The 22,341-nt window shown below is 27.6% G+C and carries 25 protein-coding genes; 2 read left to right on the top strand and 23 right to left on the bottom strand.

Features of this window, described 5'->3' with window-relative positions:
- Positions 1-21 precede the first annotated feature (21 nt).
- The 18 genes from HCG70_RS06270 to HCG70_RS06185 form a co-directional block, all read right to left on the bottom strand.
- Positions 22-1,398, bottom strand: a complete 1,377-nt coding sequence (locus HCG70_RS06270) for a cation:dicarboxylate symporter family transporter (RefSeq protein WP_042400656.1) — start codon at positions 1,396-1,398, stop codon at positions 22-24.
- 70 nt (positions 1,399-1,468) lie between these two features.
- Entirely contained in the window at positions 1,469-1,900 is a 432-nt protein-coding gene (locus HCG70_RS06265; protein ID WP_042400659.1) for an Rrf2 family transcriptional regulator, read from the bottom strand.
- 199 nt (positions 1,901-2,099) lie between these two features.
- Entirely contained in the window at positions 2,100-2,750 is a 651-nt protein-coding gene (locus HCG70_RS06260) for an HAD family hydrolase (RefSeq protein ID WP_042400664.1), read from the bottom strand.
- Positions 2,751-3,296: 546 nt separating this feature from the next.
- Positions 3,297-4,241: a hypothetical protein gene (locus HCG70_RS06255; RefSeq protein WP_052330726.1), complete on the bottom strand. Its 945-nt coding sequence runs from the start codon at positions 4,239-4,241 to the stop codon at positions 3,297-3,299.
- A gap of 265 nt (positions 4,242-4,506) precedes the next feature.
- On the bottom strand, positions 4,507-4,827 hold the full coding sequence (gene hisE / locus HCG70_RS06250) for a phosphoribosyl-ATP diphosphatase (RefSeq protein ID WP_042400665.1): 321 nt from the start codon (positions 4,825-4,827) through the stop codon (positions 4,507-4,509).
- A 2-nt stretch (positions 4,828-4,829) separates the two neighbouring features.
- On the bottom strand, positions 4,830-5,150 hold the full coding sequence (gene hisI, locus HCG70_RS06245) for a phosphoribosyl-AMP cyclohydrolase (protein ID WP_042400668.1): 321 nt from the start codon (positions 5,148-5,150) through the stop codon (positions 4,830-4,832).
- Positions 5,151-5,198: 48 nt separating this feature from the next.
- Positions 5,199-5,960 (bottom strand): imidazole glycerol phosphate synthase subunit HisF, encoded by a 762-nt coding sequence (hisF, locus tag HCG70_RS06240; RefSeq protein WP_055276831.1) that lies wholly within the window; start codon positions 5,958-5,960, stop codon positions 5,199-5,201.
- A gap of 19 nt (positions 5,961-5,979) precedes the next feature.
- Positions 5,980-6,702 carry a 1-(5-phosphoribosyl)-5-[(5-phosphoribosylamino)methylideneamino]imidazole-4-carboxamide isomerase gene (hisA, locus tag HCG70_RS06235; RefSeq protein ID WP_042400673.1) on the bottom strand — a complete coding sequence of 241 codons (723 nt, stop codon included), beginning with the start codon at positions 6,700-6,702 and terminating at the stop codon, positions 5,980-5,982.
- Positions 6,699-7,313, bottom strand: coding sequence for an imidazole glycerol phosphate synthase subunit HisH (gene hisH, locus HCG70_RS06230; RefSeq protein ID WP_042400678.1), 615 nt, complete (start codon positions 7,311-7,313; stop codon positions 6,699-6,701). Before hisH ends, hisA begins: the two co-directional genes overlap by 4 nt.
- A 27-nt stretch (positions 7,314-7,340) precedes the next feature.
- Positions 7,341-7,922 (bottom strand): imidazoleglycerol-phosphate dehydratase HisB, encoded by a 582-nt coding sequence (gene hisB / locus HCG70_RS06225; protein WP_042400681.1) that lies wholly within the window; start codon positions 7,920-7,922, stop codon positions 7,341-7,343.
- Positions 7,900-8,973, bottom strand: coding sequence for a histidinol-phosphate transaminase (gene hisC, locus HCG70_RS06220; protein ID WP_055291205.1), 1,074 nt, complete (start codon positions 8,971-8,973; stop codon positions 7,900-7,902). The genes hisB and hisC overlap by 23 nt, the downstream gene beginning before the upstream one ends.
- Positions 8,960-10,252: a histidinol dehydrogenase gene (gene hisD, locus HCG70_RS06215; RefSeq protein ID WP_042400688.1), complete on the bottom strand. Its 1,293-nt coding sequence runs from the start codon at positions 10,250-10,252 to the stop codon at positions 8,960-8,962. Before hisD ends, hisC begins: the two co-directional genes overlap by 14 nt.
- A gap of 39 nt (positions 10,253-10,291) precedes the next feature.
- On the bottom strand, positions 10,292-10,915 hold the full coding sequence (gene hisG / locus HCG70_RS06210) for an ATP phosphoribosyltransferase (RefSeq protein ID WP_042400690.1): 624 nt from the start codon (positions 10,913-10,915) through the stop codon (positions 10,292-10,294).
- A gap of 20 nt (positions 10,916-10,935) precedes the next feature.
- On the bottom strand, positions 10,936-12,000 hold the full coding sequence (gene hisZ, locus HCG70_RS06205) for an ATP phosphoribosyltransferase regulatory subunit (RefSeq protein WP_042400693.1): 1,065 nt from the start codon (positions 11,998-12,000) through the stop codon (positions 10,936-10,938).
- 256 nt (positions 12,001-12,256) lie between these two features.
- Positions 12,257-13,198, bottom strand: a complete 942-nt coding sequence (locus tag HCG70_RS06200) for a siderophore ABC transporter substrate-binding protein (RefSeq protein WP_042400696.1) — start codon at positions 13,196-13,198, stop codon at positions 12,257-12,259.
- A 102-nt stretch (positions 13,199-13,300) separates the two neighbouring features.
- A complete protein-coding gene (locus HCG70_RS06195; RefSeq protein WP_042400699.1) occupies positions 13,301-14,056 on the bottom strand; it encodes an ABC transporter ATP-binding protein in 756 nt (251 codons plus the stop codon).
- A complete protein-coding gene (locus tag HCG70_RS06190; protein WP_042400702.1) occupies positions 14,053-15,009 on the bottom strand; it encodes an iron chelate uptake ABC transporter family permease subunit in 957 nt (318 codons plus the stop codon). The genes HCG70_RS06195 and HCG70_RS06190 overlap by 4 nt, the downstream gene beginning before the upstream one ends.
- On the bottom strand, positions 14,999-15,952 hold the full coding sequence (locus HCG70_RS06185; RefSeq protein WP_042400707.1) for an ABC transporter permease: 954 nt from the start codon (positions 15,950-15,952) through the stop codon (positions 14,999-15,001). Before HCG70_RS06185 ends, HCG70_RS06190 begins: the two co-directional genes overlap by 11 nt.
- A 385-nt stretch (positions 15,953-16,337) precedes the next feature.
- Between HCG70_RS06185 and HCG70_RS06180 the strand changes: the two genes are divergently transcribed.
- Together HCG70_RS06180 and pflB are read left to right on the top strand one after the other, a co-directional pair.
- Entirely contained in the window at positions 16,338-16,517 is a 180-nt protein-coding gene (locus HCG70_RS06180) for an alpha/beta-type small acid-soluble spore protein (protein ID WP_042400710.1), read from the top strand.
- 450 nt (positions 16,518-16,967) lie between these two features.
- Complete coding sequence (gene pflB / locus HCG70_RS06175; protein WP_042400713.1) at positions 16,968-19,199, top strand: formate C-acetyltransferase; 2,232 nt, start codon at positions 16,968-16,970, stop codon at positions 19,197-19,199.
- A 53-nt stretch (positions 19,200-19,252) separates the two neighbouring features.
- On the opposite strand, the gene HCG70_RS06170 is transcribed toward pflB, so the two are convergent.
- The 5 genes from HCG70_RS06170 to HCG70_RS06150 form a co-directional block, all read right to left on the bottom strand.
- Positions 19,253-20,089 carry a metallophosphoesterase gene (locus HCG70_RS06170; RefSeq protein ID WP_042400716.1) on the bottom strand — a complete coding sequence of 279 codons (837 nt, stop codon included), beginning with the start codon at positions 20,087-20,089 and terminating at the stop codon, positions 19,253-19,255.
- Between the two features lie 181 nt (positions 20,090-20,270).
- Positions 20,271-20,738, bottom strand: coding sequence for a hydrogenase maturation protease (locus HCG70_RS06165; RefSeq protein ID WP_042400721.1), 468 nt, complete (start codon positions 20,736-20,738; stop codon positions 20,271-20,273).
- Positions 20,739-20,746: 8 nt separating this feature from the next.
- Positions 20,747-20,977 carry a nickel-dependent hydrogenase large subunit gene (locus tag HCG70_RS06160; protein ID WP_042400724.1) on the bottom strand — a complete coding sequence of 77 codons (231 nt, stop codon included), beginning with the start codon at positions 20,975-20,977 and terminating at the stop codon, positions 20,747-20,749.
- Positions 20,978-21,238: a nickel-dependent hydrogenase large subunit gene (locus HCG70_RS06155; protein ID WP_221697565.1), complete on the bottom strand. Its 261-nt coding sequence runs from the start codon at positions 21,236-21,238 to the stop codon at positions 20,978-20,980.
- 13 nt (positions 21,239-21,251) lie between these two features.
- Complete coding sequence (locus HCG70_RS06150) at positions 21,252-22,205, bottom strand: hydrogenase small subunit (RefSeq protein ID WP_243276498.1); 954 nt, start codon at positions 22,203-22,205, stop codon at positions 21,252-21,254.
- Between the last annotated feature and the right edge of the window lie 136 nt (positions 22,206-22,341).

The raw sequence follows: 22,341 nt of genomic DNA, 5'->3' as shown, positions 1-22,341 counted from the left end.
CTTTCTTCCAAAATATACATTTTATTTGCTATTATATTTTTCTTTGTCAATTTTATTAAAACTTTTCCCAACAGCAACTGCTGTAACCATTGTTCCATTAACATTTAGCATAGTACGTCCCATATCTAATATAGGGTCAATTGCTATTATTCCTCCTGCTAATGGGAAATATGCTCCCATTCCCATTCCTGAAATTGCTACTGAAACAGCCATTGTTGCACTTCCTGGTAGTCCAGCAATACCTAAAGATCCAATTACAATTATAACTATAAGCATTCCATAGAAGCTAATATCCATTTTAGTTCCTGACATATTAGCTAATGTAACTGCCATTAATGCAGGATAAATAGCTGCACATCCATTCATCCCCATATTAGAACCTAAACTTCCAACAAATGAAGAAATTCCATTATCAACACCAATTTTATCAGTTAGTGTTTCAATAGTAACTGGTAAAGTACCAAGACTAGAACGTGAAGTAAAAGCTAAAATCAAAGGTTCCATTGCCTTTTTTACATAAGTAATAGGATTTAAACCTAACATAGCTATAATTATTAAATGAATTATAAATACTATAATAATACTTAAGTAAAGTGCAACTATAAACCAAACAACTTCTTTTATTGCTGCTAGTCCTCTTCCTGCTATTGTATTCGCAAGCAATGCAACTACAGCATATGGCATAAATTTAATAACAGTCATAGCAAGACTAGTAATAATCTTATATGAAGCATTAACTAAATCAGTTACAGGCTTAATAACATCACTGTACTTTTTATTTAATATCTTCATTGAGTTACCAATAAATGCTGCAAATATTACAACAGCAACTACATTACCTTCAGCCATTGCCGCAACAGGATTAGATGGAAGTAATCCTCTTAATGTATCAACAACTGGAGTTATTTCTCTTATTTCACTTGTACTTTGAACTACATTTGAAGAAACCCCAAGTTTAAATAAATTTCCTACTATAATACCTACTATGGCTGCAATTGCAGTAGTACCTAGTAATGTAAAAATTGATCTTGTTGTTAATTTTCCTAGATTCTCACCAGCCTTCATATTTATAATAACTCTGATAATAGATACAAATATTAAAGGAACTACAAGCATCTTTAATAAATCCATAAATCCATAACCAATAAGTCCATACCACTTGTTTACTTCATTAATCCATTGAACTTCGCTTGGATCACTTGGCAGTCCTGCTACTAATTGTATTATTACTCCTAAAATTAATCCTGCGATAGTAGAAACTATCATTCTAGTTGAAAATTTAACTTTCTTTTTAGCCATAAGGTTTACACCAAATAATATAGCTACTAGTACAGCAATAAATGCTATGGTTTTAAAATTTGTTATCATTATAAAATCTGATAAAAAAGTATTATTCATTTTGCCCTCCTATATGTCTATAAATACCATTTATATATTACATCAAAATTATATATTATACTAGTTTAAATTATATATAATATACAATTTCTACTTTCTCTTTTTTATATTTATTAACAATTTCCTCTAATGTTATTGATTCAAAATAATCATTTATTTTTTTATTTATTTCACTCCAAATTTCTCTATTTACAAATCCCTCCATTTCATTTGCTTCATACTCCTTTACATCTATTAAAAGTAAATCACCCTCTAAGACTTTTAAAATTTCTCCTATTGTAATTTCATTTGGGTGTTTAGTTAAAGTATATCCACCTTGAGCCCCTTTTTTCCCAATTATTAATCCTGACTTTCTAAGTAATGAAAATATTTGCTCTAAATATCTCTCTGATATATTTTGACGTTCTGATATAGCTTTCAAAGTTACAGAACCATATTCTGAATTAATTACCAAGTCAATCAATGCAATTATTCCATATCTTGATTTAGTTGAAATCTTCATAAACTCACCTTCTTTATAGCATTTTAGATATTACCCACTATTCCTATCGGTAATATGTTAATGCTATCTCTTTTTTTATAAAATGTCAATATATTTATATTGTTAGCAATAAAAGTAAAAAATATAGAGTAGTTAGTTTATTATTACTAACTACCCTATATTGATTTTAATTAATCTAGTTTATTTTCTTATTGATCATCTATTTTATTAATTCTAATAACTCATTAGGATTTTGAATAATATGATTTGCACCAGCATTTATTAATTCATCTTCTCCTCTAAAGCCCCATGCCACACCTATTGATTTAACATTAGCATTTTTTGCAGTAAGCATATCAACATCAGAATCCCCAACATATACGCATTCTTCTTTACTAACTTTTAAATAGTCAATAACTTCATATACAGTTCTTGGATCTGGTTTAACCGCATGATTAGGTCTCTGTCCATAAGTAATTTCAAATTTATCATCAAAATACTTTTTAACTACTTCGCCTGCAAACTCATCTGGCTTATTTGATACAACAGCAAGCCTTATGTTATTTTTCTTTAATTCATCAATCATACCACTAATGCCATCATATGGTTTTGTAGTATCTAACATATGCTCTCCATAATACTCATCAAAAAAGGCTAAAACCTTATTGATTATATCTTTATTTTCTCTATCAGCTTCTGGCAATATACGTTGAATTAAAACATATCTTCCACTTCCAACAAATCTCACATAATCTTTTACTGCATGTTCCTTATATCCACAACTTCTTAATGCATAATTACATGCATTAGCTAAATCCTCTAATGTATCTAACAACGTTCCATCTAAATCAAAAATTACAGCTTTAATCATTTTATTTCTCCTTATTGCCCTTGAATTTTATATTAACTTTTGATTTTTTATATCAAACAGTATTAATCTCATTATATCATAGTTTTTCTTATGCCTTATTAGTAAATACTTTTTTATTCAATACTCATATAACATTATATTTTTTTTACAGAATACCTAATTTTAATATTTCATTATCTTTTATTAATATTTCTAGTTATTTAGCCATTGAACAACAACTTAAATCTACAACTTCTTAGTACTAATATTCTTTTCTATATAGAGTAATGTTATATCAAAATGTTGTTAACAACATTTTGATATAACATTACTCTATACGCTTAAGTATCTAACATTATACACTCCTTCACTAAATACTATCTTAATTTAATTCTATATGTAAAAGTATTACAAACACTAAATATTTTTCAATTTTAAACATGAAAAATAAACTATTCTCTAAATAGAAAATAGTGTCCCAATAAAAAGCTATAAATTTCACATCACATTCTTAAATAAATTATTATAATAAGTAGAAATCTATCTTTTTTTATTTTATCTAATAACTCATATTTCTATAGTCCTTTTCTTTATATTTCCCCATGATATATATGTGCTAATTTTAGCTTTTACATTAATTTGAGAATATACTTTTTTCATTGAAAATATATTCTTTCTTTCATATTCTGTATTATTTTTATATTCAAAAGCTCTCCAACTTAAATAATGATCCAGATACTTACTTGCAACTCCATTAAATTTAATAAGCCATTTCTTCACTTTATTTGAATATGCCAAATCTATTTTTAACTCATTAATATCTTCTCTTAACTTTACATTCCTAATTTCATTTAAAGCATTAGCAAACATCTTTAATCTACTATCTTGGAATCCAACTACATAAGCTTTAGCATCTATTCTAGGTATAATATTATCTCTAATTTCGTAAAATCCTAAAAACTTTCTACCAGCAATTATTGAACTTATATCCATATAATCATTTAATGCATTAACAACTATAATCTTATCTCTTTCTTCCCCATGATATCCTCTATCACCTTTAAAATTTTCATATAAAACCAATTTAGTTAATTCAACATAAGATCCTATTTTTTTGATATAACTTTTTTCACATAAATCTGCTAAAAATCTATGTCTCCAAAAAAATGCCGTTACTAACGTAATTCCCATTTTAGCAGCACATTCTCTTAATGATAACCCTTTAATAAAAAGTTCAAAATATTGTTCCCAATTTTCTTTAAACTTTTTAGAATATCTAAAAGGATTACTTTTCTCATCAATAAATGTTTTACAACAATCTTCATTCTTGCATTTATATCTTTGAATTCCATTATAAAATCCAAATTTAATCACTTTTTCACTATGACATTTAGGGCATTCAATTTTACCTTTTTCTTTATCTTCTTTAGTTATATTAAAATTATTATTGCATTTTTTAAAATTTTCATCATCTTTTATGCTATTGACCAATGTCCTATACATATTAATCACAATACATCACCAATTGTGATTATTAACTTATATATATAATTTTAAACATTAATTAATAAAATTCATTAATTTCTTATTTAATGTATTCTATATTTTTTACATTAAAATATTTTAAAAGCTAATGCTTTTATATTTACATAAAAACATTAGCTCCTTATTACATTAATATATTAATTTTAATTTGAACTATCTTGCATTAATTTATATATTAAATCTTTTTATTGAATTAGAAAATATATTCACTCGCCTTAATAATTAAAATTGATTAAACATTATCAATACTTTTTCTTTCACCTTTAAAATTATTAATCTTATTTCTTCTAATTTTTAATTGTTCATTTAATTCTTCTAAGGTTATTTCCTTATCTGCCATAAGTACAAGTACATGGTATGCTAAATCACAAATTTCATTTACTATCTCATTTTTATCTTCACCTTTAGCAGCAATTATTACTTCAGTGCATTCTTCTCCAACTTTTTTCAATATCTTATCTGTACCCTTATCAAATAAATATTTAGTATATGACCCATCTTCTCCATTTTCTTTTCTATCTTTAATAATTTCAAATATATCTTCTAATACCATATTTAACACACCCTCCTAAAGAAACAACTCTTTTTACCTGTATGACAAGCTGCTCCATTTTGAATTACCTTAATTAATAAAGTATCATTGTCACAGTCTGTCCAAATTTCTTTAACTTCTTGAAAATGCCCCGAGGTTACCCCTTTATTCCATAGTTCATTTCTACTTCTACTATAAAACCATGTTTTTTTACTTTCTAAAGTAAGTTTTAAACTTTCTTCAGACATATAAGCAACCATTAATACTTCATTACTTTCATAATCTTGAATAACAGTAGGTATTAATCCATTTCCTTTTTCAAAATCTAAAGCTATTTTCTCCATTTCACACCTCCCATTAATTACTTCTCTTCATATTAATAAATCACATAACTACATTCTCACATTAACGTTTCTTTGTTTTAAATAATCTTTTACTTCTCTAATACTTAATTCACCATAATGGAATAATGAAGCAGCCAATGCAGCATCTGCCATCCCATCTTTAAATACCTCTTCAAAATCTTTTAATGCTCCACATCCACCAGAAGCAATTACTGGAACATTAGTAAGTTCACTTACCTTTCTAGTAAGCTCTAAATCAAAGCCTTTCTTAGTTCCATCTGTATCCATTGAAGTTAATAGTATTTCACCTATTCCTAATTTAGTTGCTTCTTCTATCCATTTAAGTGCGTCTATCCCTGTATCAATTCTTCCACCATTCACAAAAACATTCCAACCACTATTATCATCTCTTTTTTTTGCATCCACAGCTAAAACAATACATTGATTTCCAAAATAATAAGCACCTTCTTTTATTAATTCCTTATTTCTTACAGCAGCTGAGTTTAAACTCACTTTGTCGGCTCCAGCTCTTAGTATTCTCTTTATATCATCAATATTTCTTAATCCTCCACCTACAGTAAAAGGAATAAAAATCTTTTCTGATACTCTTTCAACTACTTTTTCCATTATCCCTCTACCTTCATGCGTGGCAGTAATATCTAAAAAAACAAGTTCATCAGCACCTTGCTTATAGTAATATTCCCCAAGCTCAACAGGATCTCCAACTTCCTTTATTCCTACAAAGTTTATACCCTTAACAACTTTTCCTGCCCTTACATCTAGACAAGGAATTATTCTTTTTGTATGCATACTTTCACCTTCAATCTTTTTAGGAATTTATTTTACATAAATCAATAGCTTCTTTTAAATTTATGTATCCTGAATAAATTGCTTTCCCAACAATTACACCATATATATTTAATTTTTTAAGTTCTTTAATATCATCACTTCCAGCCACTCCTCCTGAAGCTGTTAAATTGATTTTTACATTTTCACTTAACTTTTTAAGCATATCTATATTGGTACCCTTTAAAGTTCCATCCTTACTAATATCAGTTAAAATAATATTTTTAACTCCTAAGTCTTCCATCTTTTTAGAAAAACTAATATAATGAATCCTACTCTCTTGAAGCCAACCTCTTCCACATAAATATTCATTCTTACAATCTACTCCAACTGCAATTTTTTCTCCAAATTCATTTACAACAGTTTTAACAAATTCAGAATCTTCCATTGCAACTGTACCTAAAATAACCCTACTTACTCCATTATCTATTAAATACTTAATATCTTCATAAGTTCTAATTCCCCCACCAACTTCAACAGGCACATTTATCTCTTTAGCAACTTTAATAATTATTTCCTTATTGACTAATTTTCCAACTTTTGCTCCATCTAAATCTACTAAATGAATATATTCTGCTCCTGTTTCTTCAAAACTCTTAGCTATTTCTAATATATCTTTACCTACTATTTCCTTCTTATCATAGTCACCTTGATAAAGTCTCACAGGTTTACCATCTATAATATCTATAGCTGGAATTATAATCATACAATCAACTCCCCAAAATTCTTAAGTATTCTTAATCCAACTTCCCCACTTTTTTCTGGATGAAATTGTGCCCCATATATATTTCTCTTATTCACCATTCCTGGTATGTTAATTCCACCATACTCTGAATATGCAATTAAATTATCCTCTGACATATTTGTTGACATGAAGCTATGAACATAATAAACAAAACTCTCCTCGTTAAGTCCGTTAAATATTTTACTTTTTTTGTTTATTTCTAATCTATTCCAGCCTATATGAGGTATTTTTACTTCTTCATTTGGTTCTATTAGCTTAACCTCTCCTTCTATAAAACCAAGACCTTTTCTAGGCTGCCCTTCATATCCTTCTTCAAAAAGCATTTGCATTCCTAAACAAATGCCTAGTAATGGACATCCCTCATTAACCTTTTTATTTATTATAGGAATTAAGTTCATTTTCTCTAAATTATCCATTGCATCTTTAAAAGCTCCAACCCCAGGTAATATTAATTTATCCGATTTTTCTATATCTTTTATTTCCCCGGAAATACGACAATTAAAACCAATCTTAACTAAAGCATTATATACACTTTTTAAGTTGCCCATTCCATAATCAATAATTGTAATCATATATCCTCCCACAATTCTTTAATTTTTTTAAAGAACACCTTTAGAAGAAGGTATGCTATTACCTTCAATAGTAATAGCTTCTTTTAATGCTCTTCCAAAAGCTTTGAATATCCCTTCGATTTTATGATGATCATTTTCACCATATAAAACCCTTATATGCAATGTAATTCCTGCATTAAAGGCAACAGCTCTAAAAAATTCTTTAACCATTTCTGTAGAAAAATCACCTATATTTTCTCTTTTAAAGTCCCCTTCAAAATGCAAATAACTTCTTCCACTAATATCTACTGATACCATTACTAATGCTTCATCCATTGGAAGAAAAAAAGTTCCATATCTTTTTATTCCTCTTCTTTCTCCTAATGCTTCATTCATGCATTTTCCCAAAGCAATTCCAACATCCTCTATTAAATGATGATCACAAACATCAATATCTCCATCTGCATTTAAATTAATATTTATATTGCTGTGAAATGCCAGTAAATCAATCATATGATTAAAAAATCCTATATTAGTTTGTATATTACTTATTCCCTCTCCATCTAAGTCAATGTCTAAAATAGTATTTGTTTCATTAGTCTTTCTATTAATTTGAGATATTCTCTTCACACTTCTCCCTCACTTCACACATATTATTTCCTATAATATTTACAATAAAGTCATTTTCCAAAGGTGAACCTACTGAAATTCTAAAGCTATCATCTTCAAAATATCTTATTAATATTCCTTTATCCTCTAACGCCTTTTTTAATTTTTCTTTATTTTTTGTTCTACCAAAAATAAAGTTAGACTTTGATTTATAAAATTTGATTTCATCATTACTATTCTTTTGTATTTCATTTAATCTTTTATATAATCTTTCTCTTTCATGCACTATTTCTTCGACATTTTTTAATATCCTTTCTGGATGTCTCAAAACAATACATCCTACTAGTTGAGAAAATGTATTTAAATTATATGGAACCTTGCTTAAGTTTAAGCTTTTAATCAATTCTTTATTTGCAATTAAGAATCCTATTCTTAGTGCTGCTAATCCCCATGCTTTAGATAATGTTCTTGTAACAACTAAATTTTTATACATTTCTATATACCCAATCATACTTTGTCCATAAAATTCATAATAAGCTTCATCAACTACCACTAAAGTATCTTTAAATGATTCTAAAATAAAAATAATATCTTCTGAGCTTATTACATGACCTGTTGGATTATTAGGATTAGAAAAGATAATAACTTTTGGCTCCACTTTCTTACCATATGTTATAAATTTACTAACTGAGAACTCGCCATCTTTTTCTGTATTATATTTTTTAATTATCCCATCATTTAAAGAAGTATAAAAATCATACATTGAAAAATCTGGATTAATAGTTAATACAGTTTTCCTTTTAGTTATTTGAGTATCTATTATTAAAGAAATCATTTCATCTGATCCATTGCCAGCAATAATATTTTCTTCACTTACTCCAATTACATTTGCATATGCTTTTCTTATATCTATAGAATCATTATCCGGATATCTATTAAAATTTATTTTTTTTACTTCTTCAATAATCTCATTTAATTCATCCTTTGTAATATTTTTATAACTCTCATTACCATTTACTCTTATACCAAATTCATCATTCATTATCCCTTTATAACTTTTAATTTTCTTCATTATCTAATCTTACCTTTACAGAATTTGCATGAGCAGTTAATCCTTCTTCGTTTGCAAATTTTATTATCTTATTGCCATCCCTATATAATGCACGCTTTGAATAAGATAAAAATGATGATTTTTTTACAAAAGTATCAACTGATAATGGTGATGAAAATTTTGCTGTTCCACTAGTAGGCAATACATGATTTGTACCACCAAAATAGTCTCCTATAGGTTCTGGTGTATATGATCCTAAAAAAACAGAACCTGCATTTTTTATTTCATCTAAGTAATCTAAAGGATTTTCAAGTAAAATCTCTAAATGTTCTGGTGCAATTAAATTAGTTAGCTTTATACACTCATCAATATCATTACACACAATTATTTTTCCATAATCACTTAAGGATTTTTCTATTATCTCTTTTCTTGAAAGATTTTTAATTTGAATACTAATTTCTTTCTTAACATTCAAAGCCAACTCTTTAGATGTTGTTAATAAAATTGATGATGCTAATTCATCATGTTCTGCTTGTGACATCATATCAGCAGCTATATATCTTGGATTTGCATCATTCTCAGCAATAACTAAAATTTCACTAGGTCCAGCAACCATATCTATGCCAACAATTCCGTATACCTGCCTCTTTGCCTCTGCTACATATGCATTTCCTGGCCCTACTATCATATCCACAGGATTAATACTTTCTGTTCCAAAAGCTAATGTTGCAATAGCTTGTGCGCCTCCAATTTTATAAACTTTATTAACGCCACAAATTTTAGCTGCTACTAATATATTTTGATTAACTTCACCATCACTATTAGGTGGTGTTGCAATTATAATTTCTTTAACACCTGCAACCTTTGCAGGAATTACATTCATTAATACTGATGAAGGATATGCTGCCTTCCCCCCTGGAACATACACCCCTGTACTTTCAACAGGAATTATTCTTTGCCCCATATAAATTCCTAATTCCTTTTGATAAAGATAGCCTGTCTTTTTTTGTTTTTCATGATACTTAGTAATATTATTCTTGCTTTCTTCTAATATCTCTAATATTGACTTATCACATTTGTTGTAAGCATTATTAATTTCCTCTTCAGAAACTAAAAAATCCTTTAAATCTGCTTTATCAAATTTTAATGTATATTCTCTTAACGCTTTGTTTCCATTTTCCTTAATATCTTCAATAATATCTTCAACATTTCTTCTTACATCAGCTGTGTTATTTCTCTTTTTTAAACATTTTACAATTTCTTTTATACTCTTATTGTCCAATTCTATTATGTCTATCATATTAACCTTGCCCCCTTTAGTTTTATATAATAAACACTATTAGTTACATACTTCTCTTATTTTATCTATAAAACTATTTATTTCATTTCTTTTTAATTTAAAACTTGATTTATTTACTATCACTCTTGAACTAATATCACAAATCTCATCTACAACAACTAGACCATTTTCCTTTAATGTTGTACCAGTTTCCATTATGTCTACAATACCTTCACTAATTCCAAGTATAGGTGCAAGCTCTACAGATCCTTCTATTTTTATGATTTCAACATCCATTCCTTTGCCCTCAAAATAGCTCTTTGCTACCGCTGGATACTTTGTACCTATTTTTATATGGCCTATTTTATTAAAAATATTAGTACCTGGTAATGTTGCTACAATAAATTTACACTTTCCCATTCCTAAATCTAATACCTCATAGTAATTTTCTTCTTTTTCTAATAACGTATCCTTACCTACTATTGCAATATCTGCTACTCCATGTTCTACATAGGTAACAGTATCATTTGCTTTAACTAAAAAATATCGTATATCTTCTTTGGTATCATTAAAAATCAACTTTCTGCCCTTATCTTTTAATTCTTCAACTCCAAATCCAGCTTGCTCTAATAACTTAATTGCTCCTTTTTCTATCCTACCCTTTGTAAGCGCTATACTAATCAAATCACCCACACCTTTTAATTCTATTTATAAATTATTTCTATCTTTTCGCCATTTCTAGTTTTATTTATTGCTTTTCTTAATTCTTCCAAATAATTATCTTTACTTAAAATAATTTTTTCTGAATTAACTTTTTCTTCATAATCACAAGAATCAATGAGCAAATTTACATCTACTGAAAATCCTATTGCAGGAATACTTTTACCAAAACTCTCTAGTAAATTATCATATCTTCCACCTCTAATAACAGTTGAACCTATTTCTTTTACATATCCTTTAAAAATTATTCCTGAATAATAATTCACTCTTGGTACCATGCTAATATCAACAGATAAATACTTTTCATATCCAAGCTTTTGCAAGTTTAAATATAAGTTTTCAAGATACTCTATATTTTTTTTCATATCCTCATTAAATGCTAAACCTTTAGCTTTTTTAATCATTTCATAACCACCAAAAAGCCAAGGAAATTTATTTAAAAATTCTTTATACTCTTTTCTAATTTCTATATCATCTAAATATTCCCTTAAACTTGTTAAACTTTTTTTATTAATTAACTCAATAACCTTATTTTGATTATCAATAGATAAATTCATATCTTTTAATGCTGATTTCAATATATTTACATTACCTATCTCTAACTTAAATTCTTTTTTAGTATCTAATGCCTTTAATACTTCTAATGCAGTCACTAACACTTCTAAGTCAGTTTTTTCTCCAGATGCCCCAATTAACTCTATTCCACAATCTAAATATTCATTTCTCTTTCCCTCAAAGCTTTCATGTACTCTAAAAACCTCTGCATTATAAAAAAGCTTTAGAGGTAACTTCATATCTTTTAATTTAGTATTAACTAATCTTGCAACAGGTACAGTCATATCAGGCCTTAATACTAAAATTCTTCCTCTGCTATCAAAAAACTTGTACATTTCTTCTTCTTTTAAATCTTGAGTTTTATGATTGAAAGTTTTATAATATTCAACTATTGGAGTAGAAACTTCACTATATCCCCATTTACTAAACCTTTCAGTAATAGTTTCTATAATCTTATTTCTTCTCTTACACTCATCAACCGTAAAATCTCGCATTCCTTCTGGTATAATATTTTTAATTCAAATCGCCCCCTTTAGCAGATTAAAGTGTTAAAGTTATTATCAATAATACCTTATATGGTTTTATTTGTCAATTATTATTTTATCTTCCATTTTCATATATTATTACTATTTTTTTAATCTTATTTATACATAAATATCAATTTGTTTTAATCATAATCAACTATTTTACATTTTATTAATTTTTACATAACAAAAGACTAGTTACTTAAAACGTAACTAGTCTTTAAACCTATTTTATAGCACTATTAATTTCTTCAACCATCTTCATTGTTGATGTAAAACCACCTGTTGCTGTATACCAAATACTTGGATCTAAATAAACAATATTTCCATTTTTATAAGCATCTGTTTTTTCCATTAATTCATTTTCAAATAATTCTTTTGCTGATGTTGTTCCTCCTGCAATAGCAGCTCTATCAACAACAAATAAATAATCTGGATTTTTTTCTACTACATATTCAAATGAAGCCTTTTGTCCATGTGTTGACCCTTCAATTGTTGTGTCAACTGGAGTAACACCAAATCCGTTATGGATTATTCCAAATCTTGATTCTGCTCCATAAACACTAAATGCACCATCGTTAGCTAATGCAATAAGGCCATTAATACCTTTTTCTGTTACCTTAGTATTTAACTCTTGAATAGATTCTTTAATTGTAGCAAGTTCTTTTTCTACATCCTTTTCTTTACCAAAAACTTCTCCTAATATATTCATATTAGTTTCAAATGATTCTAAATAATTTTCATTATTTAAGCTTAAATTGATAGTTGGTGCAATTTTATTTAACTCTTCATAATAATCAGCTTGTCTACCAGAAATTACTATTAAATCTGGAGTTAATTCAAATATTTTTTCCATATCTGGTTCTTTTAAAGTTCCTATACTTGAATATTCTTCACTAGCATATTTACTTAAATATTCTGGAATTCCATCTTGAACTACACCTATTATTCCTTCAACACCTAATTTATCTAATGAATCTAATATACCGTAATCAAATACTACTACTCTTTTAGGATTTTTATTAACTGTTGTTTCTCCTGACTCATGTGTAACCACTAAAGTTTCTCCTTCAGCATTACCTTCAGCTCCAACAAATTTAGTTATACCAAATATACCTAAAACTATAACTAATAAAACTACTATTGATAAAATTGTTTTTTTCTTCATCCTTAAAACACTCCTTGTTTTTAATATTGATACTCATTATCAATATATTTCTTATTTAAAGGCAAATTTAATAATTTGCCATAAAATACACTTCTCTTTTTATTAGAAATATACACAAATATTTCTGTTATTAATATTTTCTATATGGAAGTCAATTTCATATATATTTTCTAACTCTTCCTTTTGTATAGTTTCTTCAGTTACACCATTTTTCACAAGTTTACCATCTTTTAATGCAACAATGTAATCTGAATAGCAAGAAGCAAAATTAATATCATGTATAACTATTACAACGGTTTTATTTAATTCATCACAAAGCTTTCTTAAAGTTTTCATTATTTCTACTGAATGCTTCATATCTAAATTATTTAATGGCTCATCAAGGAATATATAATCACTATTTTGAGCTATTACCATTGCAATATAAGCCCTTTGTCTTTGTCCACCACTCAATTCATCTAAATATCTATCTTCAAATTCCTTAAGCTGCATATAATTAATTGCTTCATCTATATATTTATAATCTTCTTCTTTTAAATTTCCTTGTGAATGAGGAAATCTACCAAAGCTAACTAACTCTTTAATTGTTAATCTAATATTAATATTATTAGATTGTCTTAATATAGCTATTTTTTTCGCTAATTCTTTATTATCCCAACTTAAAATATCTTTTCCATCTAATAAAACTTCTCCAGAATCTCGCTTTAAAAGTCTACTCATTATTGAAAGAAGAGTACTTTTTCCAGCTCCATTTGGACCAATGAAAGAAGTTATTTTACCCTCTTGAATATTTAAAGATACATTATCTACTACTTTTTTATTTCCATAGGCTTTACTTATATTCTTTACTTCTATCATCTATTTCTCTCCTTCATTACTAAGTAAATGAAATAAATTCCTCCAATAAAGTTAATTATTACACTTACTGATACACCAAAATTCATTACTTGTTCAACAAATAATTGTCCACCTATCAATGCTACTATGCTAATTAATATAGTTCCTATGCCTAAGGTACTATGTTTGTAACTTGATATAACCTGCCTTGCTATATTTACTACAAGTAGCCCTAAAAAAGTTATAGGTCCAACTAATGCAGTTGCAACTGAAGTTAATAAAACTACTACTATTAACATTTTCTTTACCATTTTGTCATAGTCTACTCCAAGATTTATAGCTTCATCCCTTCCTAATGACATAACATCTAGTATTTTTAAATAATCATAAACATATCCTATACATAGTATTATTACAATACTTGATACAAATAATAAATCAGTATTTATATTATTAAAGCTAGCTTGCATTTTATCTTGTACTACTTGAAACTCTACTGGGTCTATAAGAACCTGCATAAATGTAGTTAAACTTTCAAATAAAGTACCGCATACCACACCAACTAATAACAATGTAAATATATTTTTACTTCCTTTTTTAAATATAAATTTATATATTAAACTTGAAAATAAAAGCATAGATACTATTGTAATAATGAAATTTATATTTCCATTGCTTATTATTGCAGATGATGATCCTAATAAAAACACTATAGTTGTTTGTAATAATACATATAGTGAATCTATTCCTAATATACTAGGAGTTAATATTCTATTGTTTGTAACTGTTTGGAATATTAATGATGAAAAACCGATTGCTGCACCAGTTAATATCATTGCATATATTTTAGGAATTCTTCTATATAAAGCATATTTAAAATTAACACTATTTACACCAATAAATAAAAACGAAGTTATTAATATTAGAGCTAAAACTGTTAAAATTATTATACTCTTTTTATCTTTAGTCTTCATTTTTTGTCCCCCTTACTATCATATAAAGGAAAATTATACTTCCTATAACTCCTACTGTTAAACTAATTGACATTTCAAATGGGAATATTATTATTCTTCCTAAAATATCACAGGCAAGTAAGAATATAGGCCCTAATAAAGCTGTATGATATAGTGTTTTCTTTAAATTATCTCCACTATATAAGCTTACTATATTGGGAATTATAAGACCTAAGAAAGGTATATTACCAACTGTAATTATTGTAACTGCACAAATTAATGAAACTATTGCTAAGCCTACATTAATTACAAAGTTGTAATTTAATCCTAAATTAATTGCAAAGTCTTCCCCCATTCCTACAATAGTAAATTTATTTGCATATAAAAATGCTATAATAACCATAGGAACACTTAAGTATAATAATTCATAACTTCCTTTCATTATTAAAGACATGTCCCCTTCCATCCATGATGAAATATTTTGAACTAAATCATATTTATATGCAAAGAATGTAGTTATTGATCCAACAATTTTTCCTAGCATCATACCTATTAAAGGTACAAATACTATATTCTTTATTTTGATTGCTTTTATCATTTTCATAAATAGTACAGTGCCTAATCCTGCAAAAACAAAAGATACTATCATCTTTTGCATAATCGTTGCTCCTGGAATTATCATTATACAAAATAAAATTCCTAGCTTAGCGAAATCTGCTGTTGCTGCTGTTGTAGGAGAAACAAATTTGTTTTTACTAATTTGCTGCATTATTAAACCGCTAATACTTAATCCAACTCCTGCTACGATTATTGCAATAAGCCTTGGTAATCTACTAATTAGTAATATTTCAATCTTATCAATATTAAAAGTTAATATATCATTAATATTGATATTAGTTACCCCTATAAATATTGAAGCAATACATAATATTATTAATACAATAAATAAATATCTTTTCTTCATTTGCTTTCCCCCATATTGCCTTACCTTATCTCAAAAAACAATAAATAATTCTATTTGAAATTATTTATTAATTGATATTAATTTTCATTTATTTCTTACACATTTTATCATTCTATTCTTCTATTGTCTAGGTATTTTTTCTATTTTTTATATTTTTTATTTTCTTTAAAACTTTTTTAGTTAATTTTGATTTTTTTCTCATTGATATTGAATATTATTACAATTTAGTAAAAGCATATTAATTAAGGTATTCGTTATACAGAAATAACTTTTTTGGTACTATTCCCTACTTTTTTATAGAGTATTTAACGCTTTTCTGCACAACATAATAGTGTAAAGTAAATGATTACTTTATAAATAAATATCATAAAGGAGGAACTTTATAATGGCACAAAAATTAGTTCCAGAAGCAAAAAATGGTTTATCTAAATTCAAAAATGAAGTAGCAAGCGAAATGGGAGTTCCTTTCACTGACTACAATGGTAACCTTACTTCTAAACAATGCGGAAGTGTTGGTGGAGAAATGGTTAAAAGAATGGTAGAACAATACGAAAAAGGAATCTAAAAATTGAATAAATATTATTAATTAGGAAAAAGAGTCTTTATAATATCTTATTTAAAATTAATAGGATATTCATATAGACTCTTTTTAATTAAATTTTATAATATTTACAAATTAATTATAATTTATTGTTAATTTTTTAACTATCACACCTGTATCTTAATTATTTTTTACATTTTAATAATTAATTGGCTAAATTTCTTTAATATATATCATAACTACTCCACTTCTTCCCTTTGCTTATCATGTAATACTATGATATTATAATTTATGTACTATTTCGCTATATTTTTTATAATAAATTTTTTTAATTTCTATCTTGAAAATTTCAAAAATTAGTGATATAGTTTAAATATGCCATTGTTAAATAATAATTATTATTATTTAATTATTGTTTAACATAAATGACAATACTTATATATATTTATAAAATGTTAGAAAAGAGGCGCTATGATGAGAGAAGAATGGAATGATTTCAAAACAGGTTCATGGACAAAAAGTATTGACGTAAGAAACTTTATTCAAACTAACTATACTCCATATGAAGGTGATGATAGTTTCTTAGCTGGAGCTACTGAAGATACAAACAAGCTTTGGGCTGAAGTTAGTGAACTATTCAAAAAAGAAAGAGAAAATGGTGGAGTTTTAGATGTAGATACAGAAACTATATCTGGAATCAATGAATACAAGCCTGGTTACATTGATCAAGCTTTTGAAAAAATCGTTGGTGTACAAACTGATGCTCCATTAAAGAGAGCTGTAATGCCATACGGTGGTATAAGAATGGCTGAAAATGCAGCTAAAGCTTATGGATATGAAGTAAGCCCAAGAATATCTGAAATATTCTCTAAATACAGAAAAACTCACAACCAAGGTGTTTTCGATGCTTATACTTCAGAAATGAGATTAGCTAGAAAATCTGGTGTTATCACTGGTCTTCCAGATGCTTATGGTAGAGGAAGAATCATAGGTGACTACAGAAGAGTTGCTTTATACGGTGTTGATAGATTAATCCAAGATAAAGAACAACAAAAATTAAGCTTAGAAGTTAAAACAATTGATGAAGATGTAATCAGATTAAGAGAAGAAATATCTGATCAAATTCTTGCATTAAAAGAATTAAAAGGATTAGCTGCTAGCTACGGATTTGATATATCTCAACCAGCTACTAACGCTAAAGAAGCTATACAATGGTTATACTTTGGATTCTTAGGAGCTATCAAAGACCAAAATGGTGCTGCGATGTCTTTAGGAAGAACTTCTACATTCTTAGATATCTATATTGAAAGAGATTTAAGAAACGGTGTTATCACAGAAGAAGAAGCTCAAGAATTAATGGACCACTTCGTAATGAAGTTAAGATTAGTTAAATTCTTAAGAACTCCAGAATACAACGATTTATTCTCAGGAGATCCAACTTGGGTTACTGAATCAATCGGTGGTATGGGATTAGATGGTAGAACTTTAGTTACTAAGAACTCATTCAGAGTACTTAACACATTATATACTTTAGGACCATCACCAGAACCAAACTTAACTGTTTTATGGTCAACTAGATTACCTCAAGGATTTAAAGATTTCTGTTCTAAGGTTTCTATTGATACATCATCAGTTCAATACGAAAATGATGATTTAATGGCTCCATACTGGGGAGATGACTACGCTATCGCTTGTTGTGTATCTGCAATGAGAGTTGGTAAGCAAATGCAATTCTTCGGTGCTAGAGTTAACTTAGCTAAAACTTTACTTTACGCTATAAACGGTGGTAAAGATGAAAAGTACGGAATGCAAGTTGGACCTAAGACTGCTCCATTAACTGGTGAATACTTAGATTACAATGAAGTTATGGATAGATTCGATGTTATGACTGACTGGTTAGCTAACCTTTACGTTAATACATTAAATGTTATCCACTACATGCATGACAAATATTCATATGAAAAATTACAAATGGCTTTACATGACAGAGACGTATTCAGAACTATGGCTTGTGGTATAGCTGGTTTATCAGTTTGTGCTGACTCTATTTCTGCAATCAAATACGCTAAAGTTAAGCCAATAAGAAATGAAGAAGGAATAGCTGTAGATTTCGAAGTTGAGGGTGATTTCCCTAAATACGGAAACGACGATGACAGAGTTGATGAAATTGCTGCATGGTTAGTTGAAAGCATGATGAATAAGATCAGACAAAACAAGACTTACAGAAATGCTTACCACACTCAATCAGTATTAACAATCACTTCAAACGTTGTTTACGGTAAGAAAACTGGTACAACTCCATGTGGAAGAAAAGCTGGAGAACCATTTGCACCAGGAGCTAACCCAATGCACGGAAGAGACTGTAGCGGATCATTAGCATCATTAAACTCAGTTGCTAAAATCCCTTATGAACATTCACAAGATGGTGTTTCTAATACATTCTCAATCGTTCCAGATGCATTAGGAAAAACACCTGAAAACAGAATCCATAACTTAGGTACTATGATGGATGGATACTTCTCTCAAGGTGCTCAACACTTAAACGTAAATGTATTTAATAGAGAAACTTTATTAGATGCTATGGATCACCCAGAAGAATATCCACAATTAACAATCAGAGTTTCTGGATATGCTGTTAACTTCATTAAATTAACAAGAGAACAACAATTAGACGTTATAAACAGAACATTCCACAAATCAATGTAATTTGTTTATAATATTAAATAGAGCTTATTGCACACGCAATAAGCTCTTATTTTTTAAATTAAATCAACAATTACTAAATCTGGTCTATTAAATAGTCTCAATGGAAATCCGCTATTACCCAATCCTCTACTAACTATTAATTTATTTTTTTCTCCATATACTCCTTTATAATACTTAGGAAATAATCCTTGTCCTGGGGCAAATATTCCACCTATTCCTGGTAATATAAACTGCCCTCCATGTGCATGACCTGAAAACATAATATCAAAATTATATTTACTATAGGCTCCTTCTTCTACATACTCAAAATTTTCAGGATAATGTGATAGTACAATTTTTATTCCATCTAATCTTTCTAATCTGCTAAATATTTTTTCTATATTTTCAGTGCCATATCTGCTATTAACTTTACTATAAAATAATTCACCTTCATCTATTCTTTTTTCTTCCAATCCTAAAATATTAATCTTATTTCCTTTTACTTCTATAGATTCTATTTCATTTTCTAATACACATATTTTATTTTTTTTCAACTTCTCTACTATTTCACTTACTCTACTACATCTCATTTCATTATTTCCTAATATATAATACATAGGAATGTCTTTATTTATACTGCTACAAAATTCAATTATTTCATCAAGCTTTTTCATACTTGAATCTATCAAATCCCCTGTTGCAACAATAATATCAGGTTTTTGTTCAATAATTTTTTTATATAAAATATAATTATTTTTTCCAAACTCTTTACTATGTAAATCTGATATTTGTGCTATTCTAACTTTATTATTTATCTTCTGCTTTAATTTTATATTTGTTATTACAATTTTATTATTTTGATAATAACAAAACACTCCTGTAAGCATAGCTATAGCAATTATTATTTCCATAACCCTATCCTCCTTTAAGTTGTTAGTTTTTTATCAAGCTATAAATAGTAAATTGCTTATATTATATGTATTATATAATTAATTTTCTCTCACTGTACTTTACTTTAAAATTAAAAAATAGAAATTATATACTTAAAATATAATTTCTATTTTATATTAAAATCTAATAATATACTTTTTTTTATAAAAAATAAAGCTCTTTAGCTATTTTTACAATAAATTCATAAACTTCATCATATATAGAATTAAATCTTTTCTGTAAAATATTTGATAATTCCAATGAATATTCTATACTATCTATTTCTATACCAATAAAATAGCCATTTACATTTGTTTTCTCAAGCCTCACCAGACTTAAGAGGCTTGTTTCATGTGCAGTTATCTCTTTACTAATTAGCTTATCACATTCTTCTAGCTTTTTAAAAGTAATTTCACCAGGATTTATTCCAAAATAAGTTGAATCTAATATTATTATAAATTCATCATCATTTATGTTTTCTAAGCAATATAAATAATCAGTTTCTCCAATAAAAACTTCTATTTCATTAATATTATCTTTATCTACTCTCCTTTTTATATTTCTTGCTAACCTTACACCTATTCCATCATCTTTTAAAAGAATATTTCCTATTCCAAAAACCTTAACCATAGTTACTCCTATGAATTAATTATTATATTTATGGGTTTATGCCTATTACTTGTCACATGTACAGCACAATTTAAACATGGATCAAAACTTCTAACTATTCTTCCTATTTCTACTGGAGCATTTATATCATTAATCTCTGCTCCAATTAAAGCTTGTTCAACAGTTCCTTTTAACCCCTTTCTATCTGTAGGTGAAAAATTCCATGCTGATGGAGGTATTAATGTATAATTTGATATCATTCAATTTAAATCAGGAGTAATATTCATTGCATTTTCAAAAGCTCTTACAGATGTAATTGCATGATGTGTTGAACATATTCCACAAACTCTTGGAACTAATCTTATAATGTCAAATGGTGGCCTTCCCTCAAACATTTTTTCAAAACCTCTAAATTGGCTTCCACTTACTTTAGCATCTACAATCTTATTATTTTCAACTTGTACTTCTATATTAAGTAATCCACTTATTCTTGTTACAGGAACTATTCTTATAGTAGTCATATTTATCCCCTTATTACACATTACTAGAGTCATACTTTACAAAAGGTTCATAGTCATCTGGAAATCCTGGTGATGCACATCCTATACATGTTGTATTATCTTCAATAGGCCAATTAAAAGTATTATTCCACCTACTTACTGGGCAATATGCATAAGTGACGGGTCCTCTACATCCCAATTTAAACATGCATTCTTTTTCACCAAATTTTTTTGCAAAAATTCCTTGATCAAAAAATTTTCTTCTAGGGCATATATCATGTATTAAAGTATCATAATAAACTAATGGTCTTCCATTACTATCAAGTTCTGGAATTCCACCAGAAGCTATATATCCTAATATTCCTGCTACCCAAACTGGATTAGCCGGGCATCCTGGAATTTTTATAATATCTGTTCTTTTCAAAAATTCGCTTACACTTAAAGCCTTTGATAAATTTGGCTTTGCAGCTGTAGGCCCTCCAAAACATGCACAGGTTCCTACAGTAATTATTATACGTGCATTTTTAGAAATATCACTCACAGCTTTCATAGCAGTTATCTTTTCACCTTTATAAGTAGCTACTGTTGTATAAAGACCATTGTCCCTTGTTGGTATAGCTCCAGATACTATAAAAATATATTCTGTATCTAAATTATCAATTATATTTTTATAAGCTTCCTCACCTTGATCTCCTTGAATACTTCCAAAATACTTCATATCCACAAATTTCTCCAGCATATATATAAGATTAGGATCTTCTGAATTTAAAAGTGAAATAACTTCACCAAAGCACCCTGAAGTTTCTAACCATATAGCATTAATCTTTTTTACTCTGTTATTTTCAACATTATCTATGGCATTATTTATCATATTCATAGCTAATTTATTTTTCTTTTGATCTTTTGTATCTTTATCAAAAATTCTATTTTCCCAAAAATCTATTTCTTCTATAGGTATAATATATTTATCACTTTTAAATATAAACATAAAACCTTTCCTTATTTTTATTATATTTATGTTTATTTTATTTTATTTCATAATAGAATAATCAATAAAAATAAAGTTAAATAAAATAAAAAACTGTGAAATAAATCCATATATCGGATTTATTTCACAGTTATAT

The sequence above is a fragment of the Clostridium sp. K04 genome, assembly GCF_019734375.1.
GTDB classification, from domain to species: Bacteria; Bacillota; Clostridia; order Clostridiales; family Clostridiaceae; genus Clostridium; species Clostridium saudiense.
This window is presented reverse-complemented; position numbering and strand designations above follow the sequence as displayed.

What these genes read in the sequence shown, in the direction of transcription:
- HCG70_RS06270 (WP_042400656.1), bottom strand. Translation starts at nt 1,398, where the DNA reads ATGAATAATACTTTTTTATCAGATTTTATAATGATAACAAATTTTAAA.
- HCG70_RS06265 (WP_042400659.1), bottom strand. Translation starts at nt 1,900, where the DNA reads ATGAAGATTTCAACTAAATCAAGATATGGAATAATTGCATTGATTGAC.
- HCG70_RS06260 (WP_042400664.1), bottom strand. Translation starts at nt 2,750, where the DNA reads ATGATTAAAGCTGTAATTTTTGATTTAGATGGAACGTTGTTAGATACA.
- hisE (WP_042400665.1), bottom strand. Translation starts at nt 4,827, where the DNA reads ATGGTATTAGAAGATATATTTGAAATTATTAAAGATAGAAAAGAAAAT.
- hisI (WP_042400668.1), bottom strand. Translation starts at nt 5,150, where the DNA reads ATGGAGAAAATAGCTTTAGATTTTGAAAAAGGAAATGGATTAATACCT.
- hisF (WP_055276831.1), bottom strand. Translation starts at nt 5,960, where the DNA reads ATGCATACAAAAAGAATAATTCCTTGTCTAGATGTAAGGGCAGGAAAA.
- hisA (WP_042400673.1), bottom strand. Translation starts at nt 6,702, where the DNA reads ATGATTATAATTCCAGCTATAGATATTATAGATGGTAAACCTGTGAGA.
- hisH (WP_042400678.1), bottom strand. Translation starts at nt 7,313, where the DNA reads ATGATTACAATTATTGATTATGGAATGGGCAACTTAAAAAGTGTATAT.
- hisC (WP_055291205.1), bottom strand. Translation starts at nt 8,973, where the DNA reads ATGAAGAAAATTAAAAGTTATAAAGGGATAATGAATGATGAATTTGGT.
- hisD (WP_042400688.1), bottom strand. Translation starts at nt 10,252, where the DNA reads ATGATAGACATAATAGAATTGGACAATAAGAGTATAAAAGAAATTGTA.
- hisZ (WP_042400693.1), bottom strand. Translation starts at nt 12,000, where the DNA reads ATGCGAGATTTTACGGTTGATGAGTGTAAGAGAAGAAATAAGATTATA.
- HCG70_RS06200 (WP_042400696.1), bottom strand. Translation starts at nt 13,198, where the DNA reads ATGAAGAAAAAAACAATTTTATCAATAGTAGTTTTATTAGTTATAGTT.
- HCG70_RS06195 (WP_042400699.1), bottom strand. Translation starts at nt 14,056, where the DNA reads ATGATAGAAGTAAAGAATATAAGTAAAGCCTATGGAAATAAAAAAGTA.
- HCG70_RS06190 (WP_042400702.1), bottom strand. Translation starts at nt 15,009, where the DNA reads ATGAAGACTAAAGATAAAAAGAGTATAATAATTTTAACAGTTTTAGCT.
- HCG70_RS06185 (WP_042400707.1), bottom strand. Translation starts at nt 15,952, where the DNA reads ATGAAGAAAAGATATTTATTTATTGTATTAATAATATTATGTATTGCT.
- HCG70_RS06180 (WP_042400710.1), top strand. Translation starts at nt 16,338, where the DNA reads ATGGCACAAAAATTAGTTCCAGAAGCAAAAAATGGTTTATCTAAATTC.
- pflB (WP_042400713.1), top strand. Translation starts at nt 16,968, where the DNA reads ATGAGAGAAGAATGGAATGATTTCAAAACAGGTTCATGGACAAAAAGT.
- HCG70_RS06170 (WP_042400716.1), bottom strand. Translation starts at nt 20,089, where the DNA reads ATGGAAATAATAATTGCTATAGCTATGCTTACAGGAGTGTTTTGTTAT.
- HCG70_RS06165 (WP_042400721.1), bottom strand. Translation starts at nt 20,738, where the DNA reads ATGGTTAAGGTTTTTGGAATAGGAAATATTCTTTTAAAAGATGATGGA.
- HCG70_RS06160 (WP_042400724.1), bottom strand. Translation starts at nt 20,977, where the DNA reads ATGATATCAAATTATACATTAATACCTCCATCAGCATGGAATTTTTCA.
- HCG70_RS06155 (WP_221697565.1), bottom strand. Translation starts at nt 21,238, where the DNA reads ATGACTACTATAAGAATAGTTCCTGTAACAAGAATAAGTGGATTACTT.
- HCG70_RS06150 (WP_243276498.1), bottom strand. Translation starts at nt 22,205, where the DNA reads ATGTTTATATTTAAAAGTGATAAATATATTATACCTATAGAAGAAATA.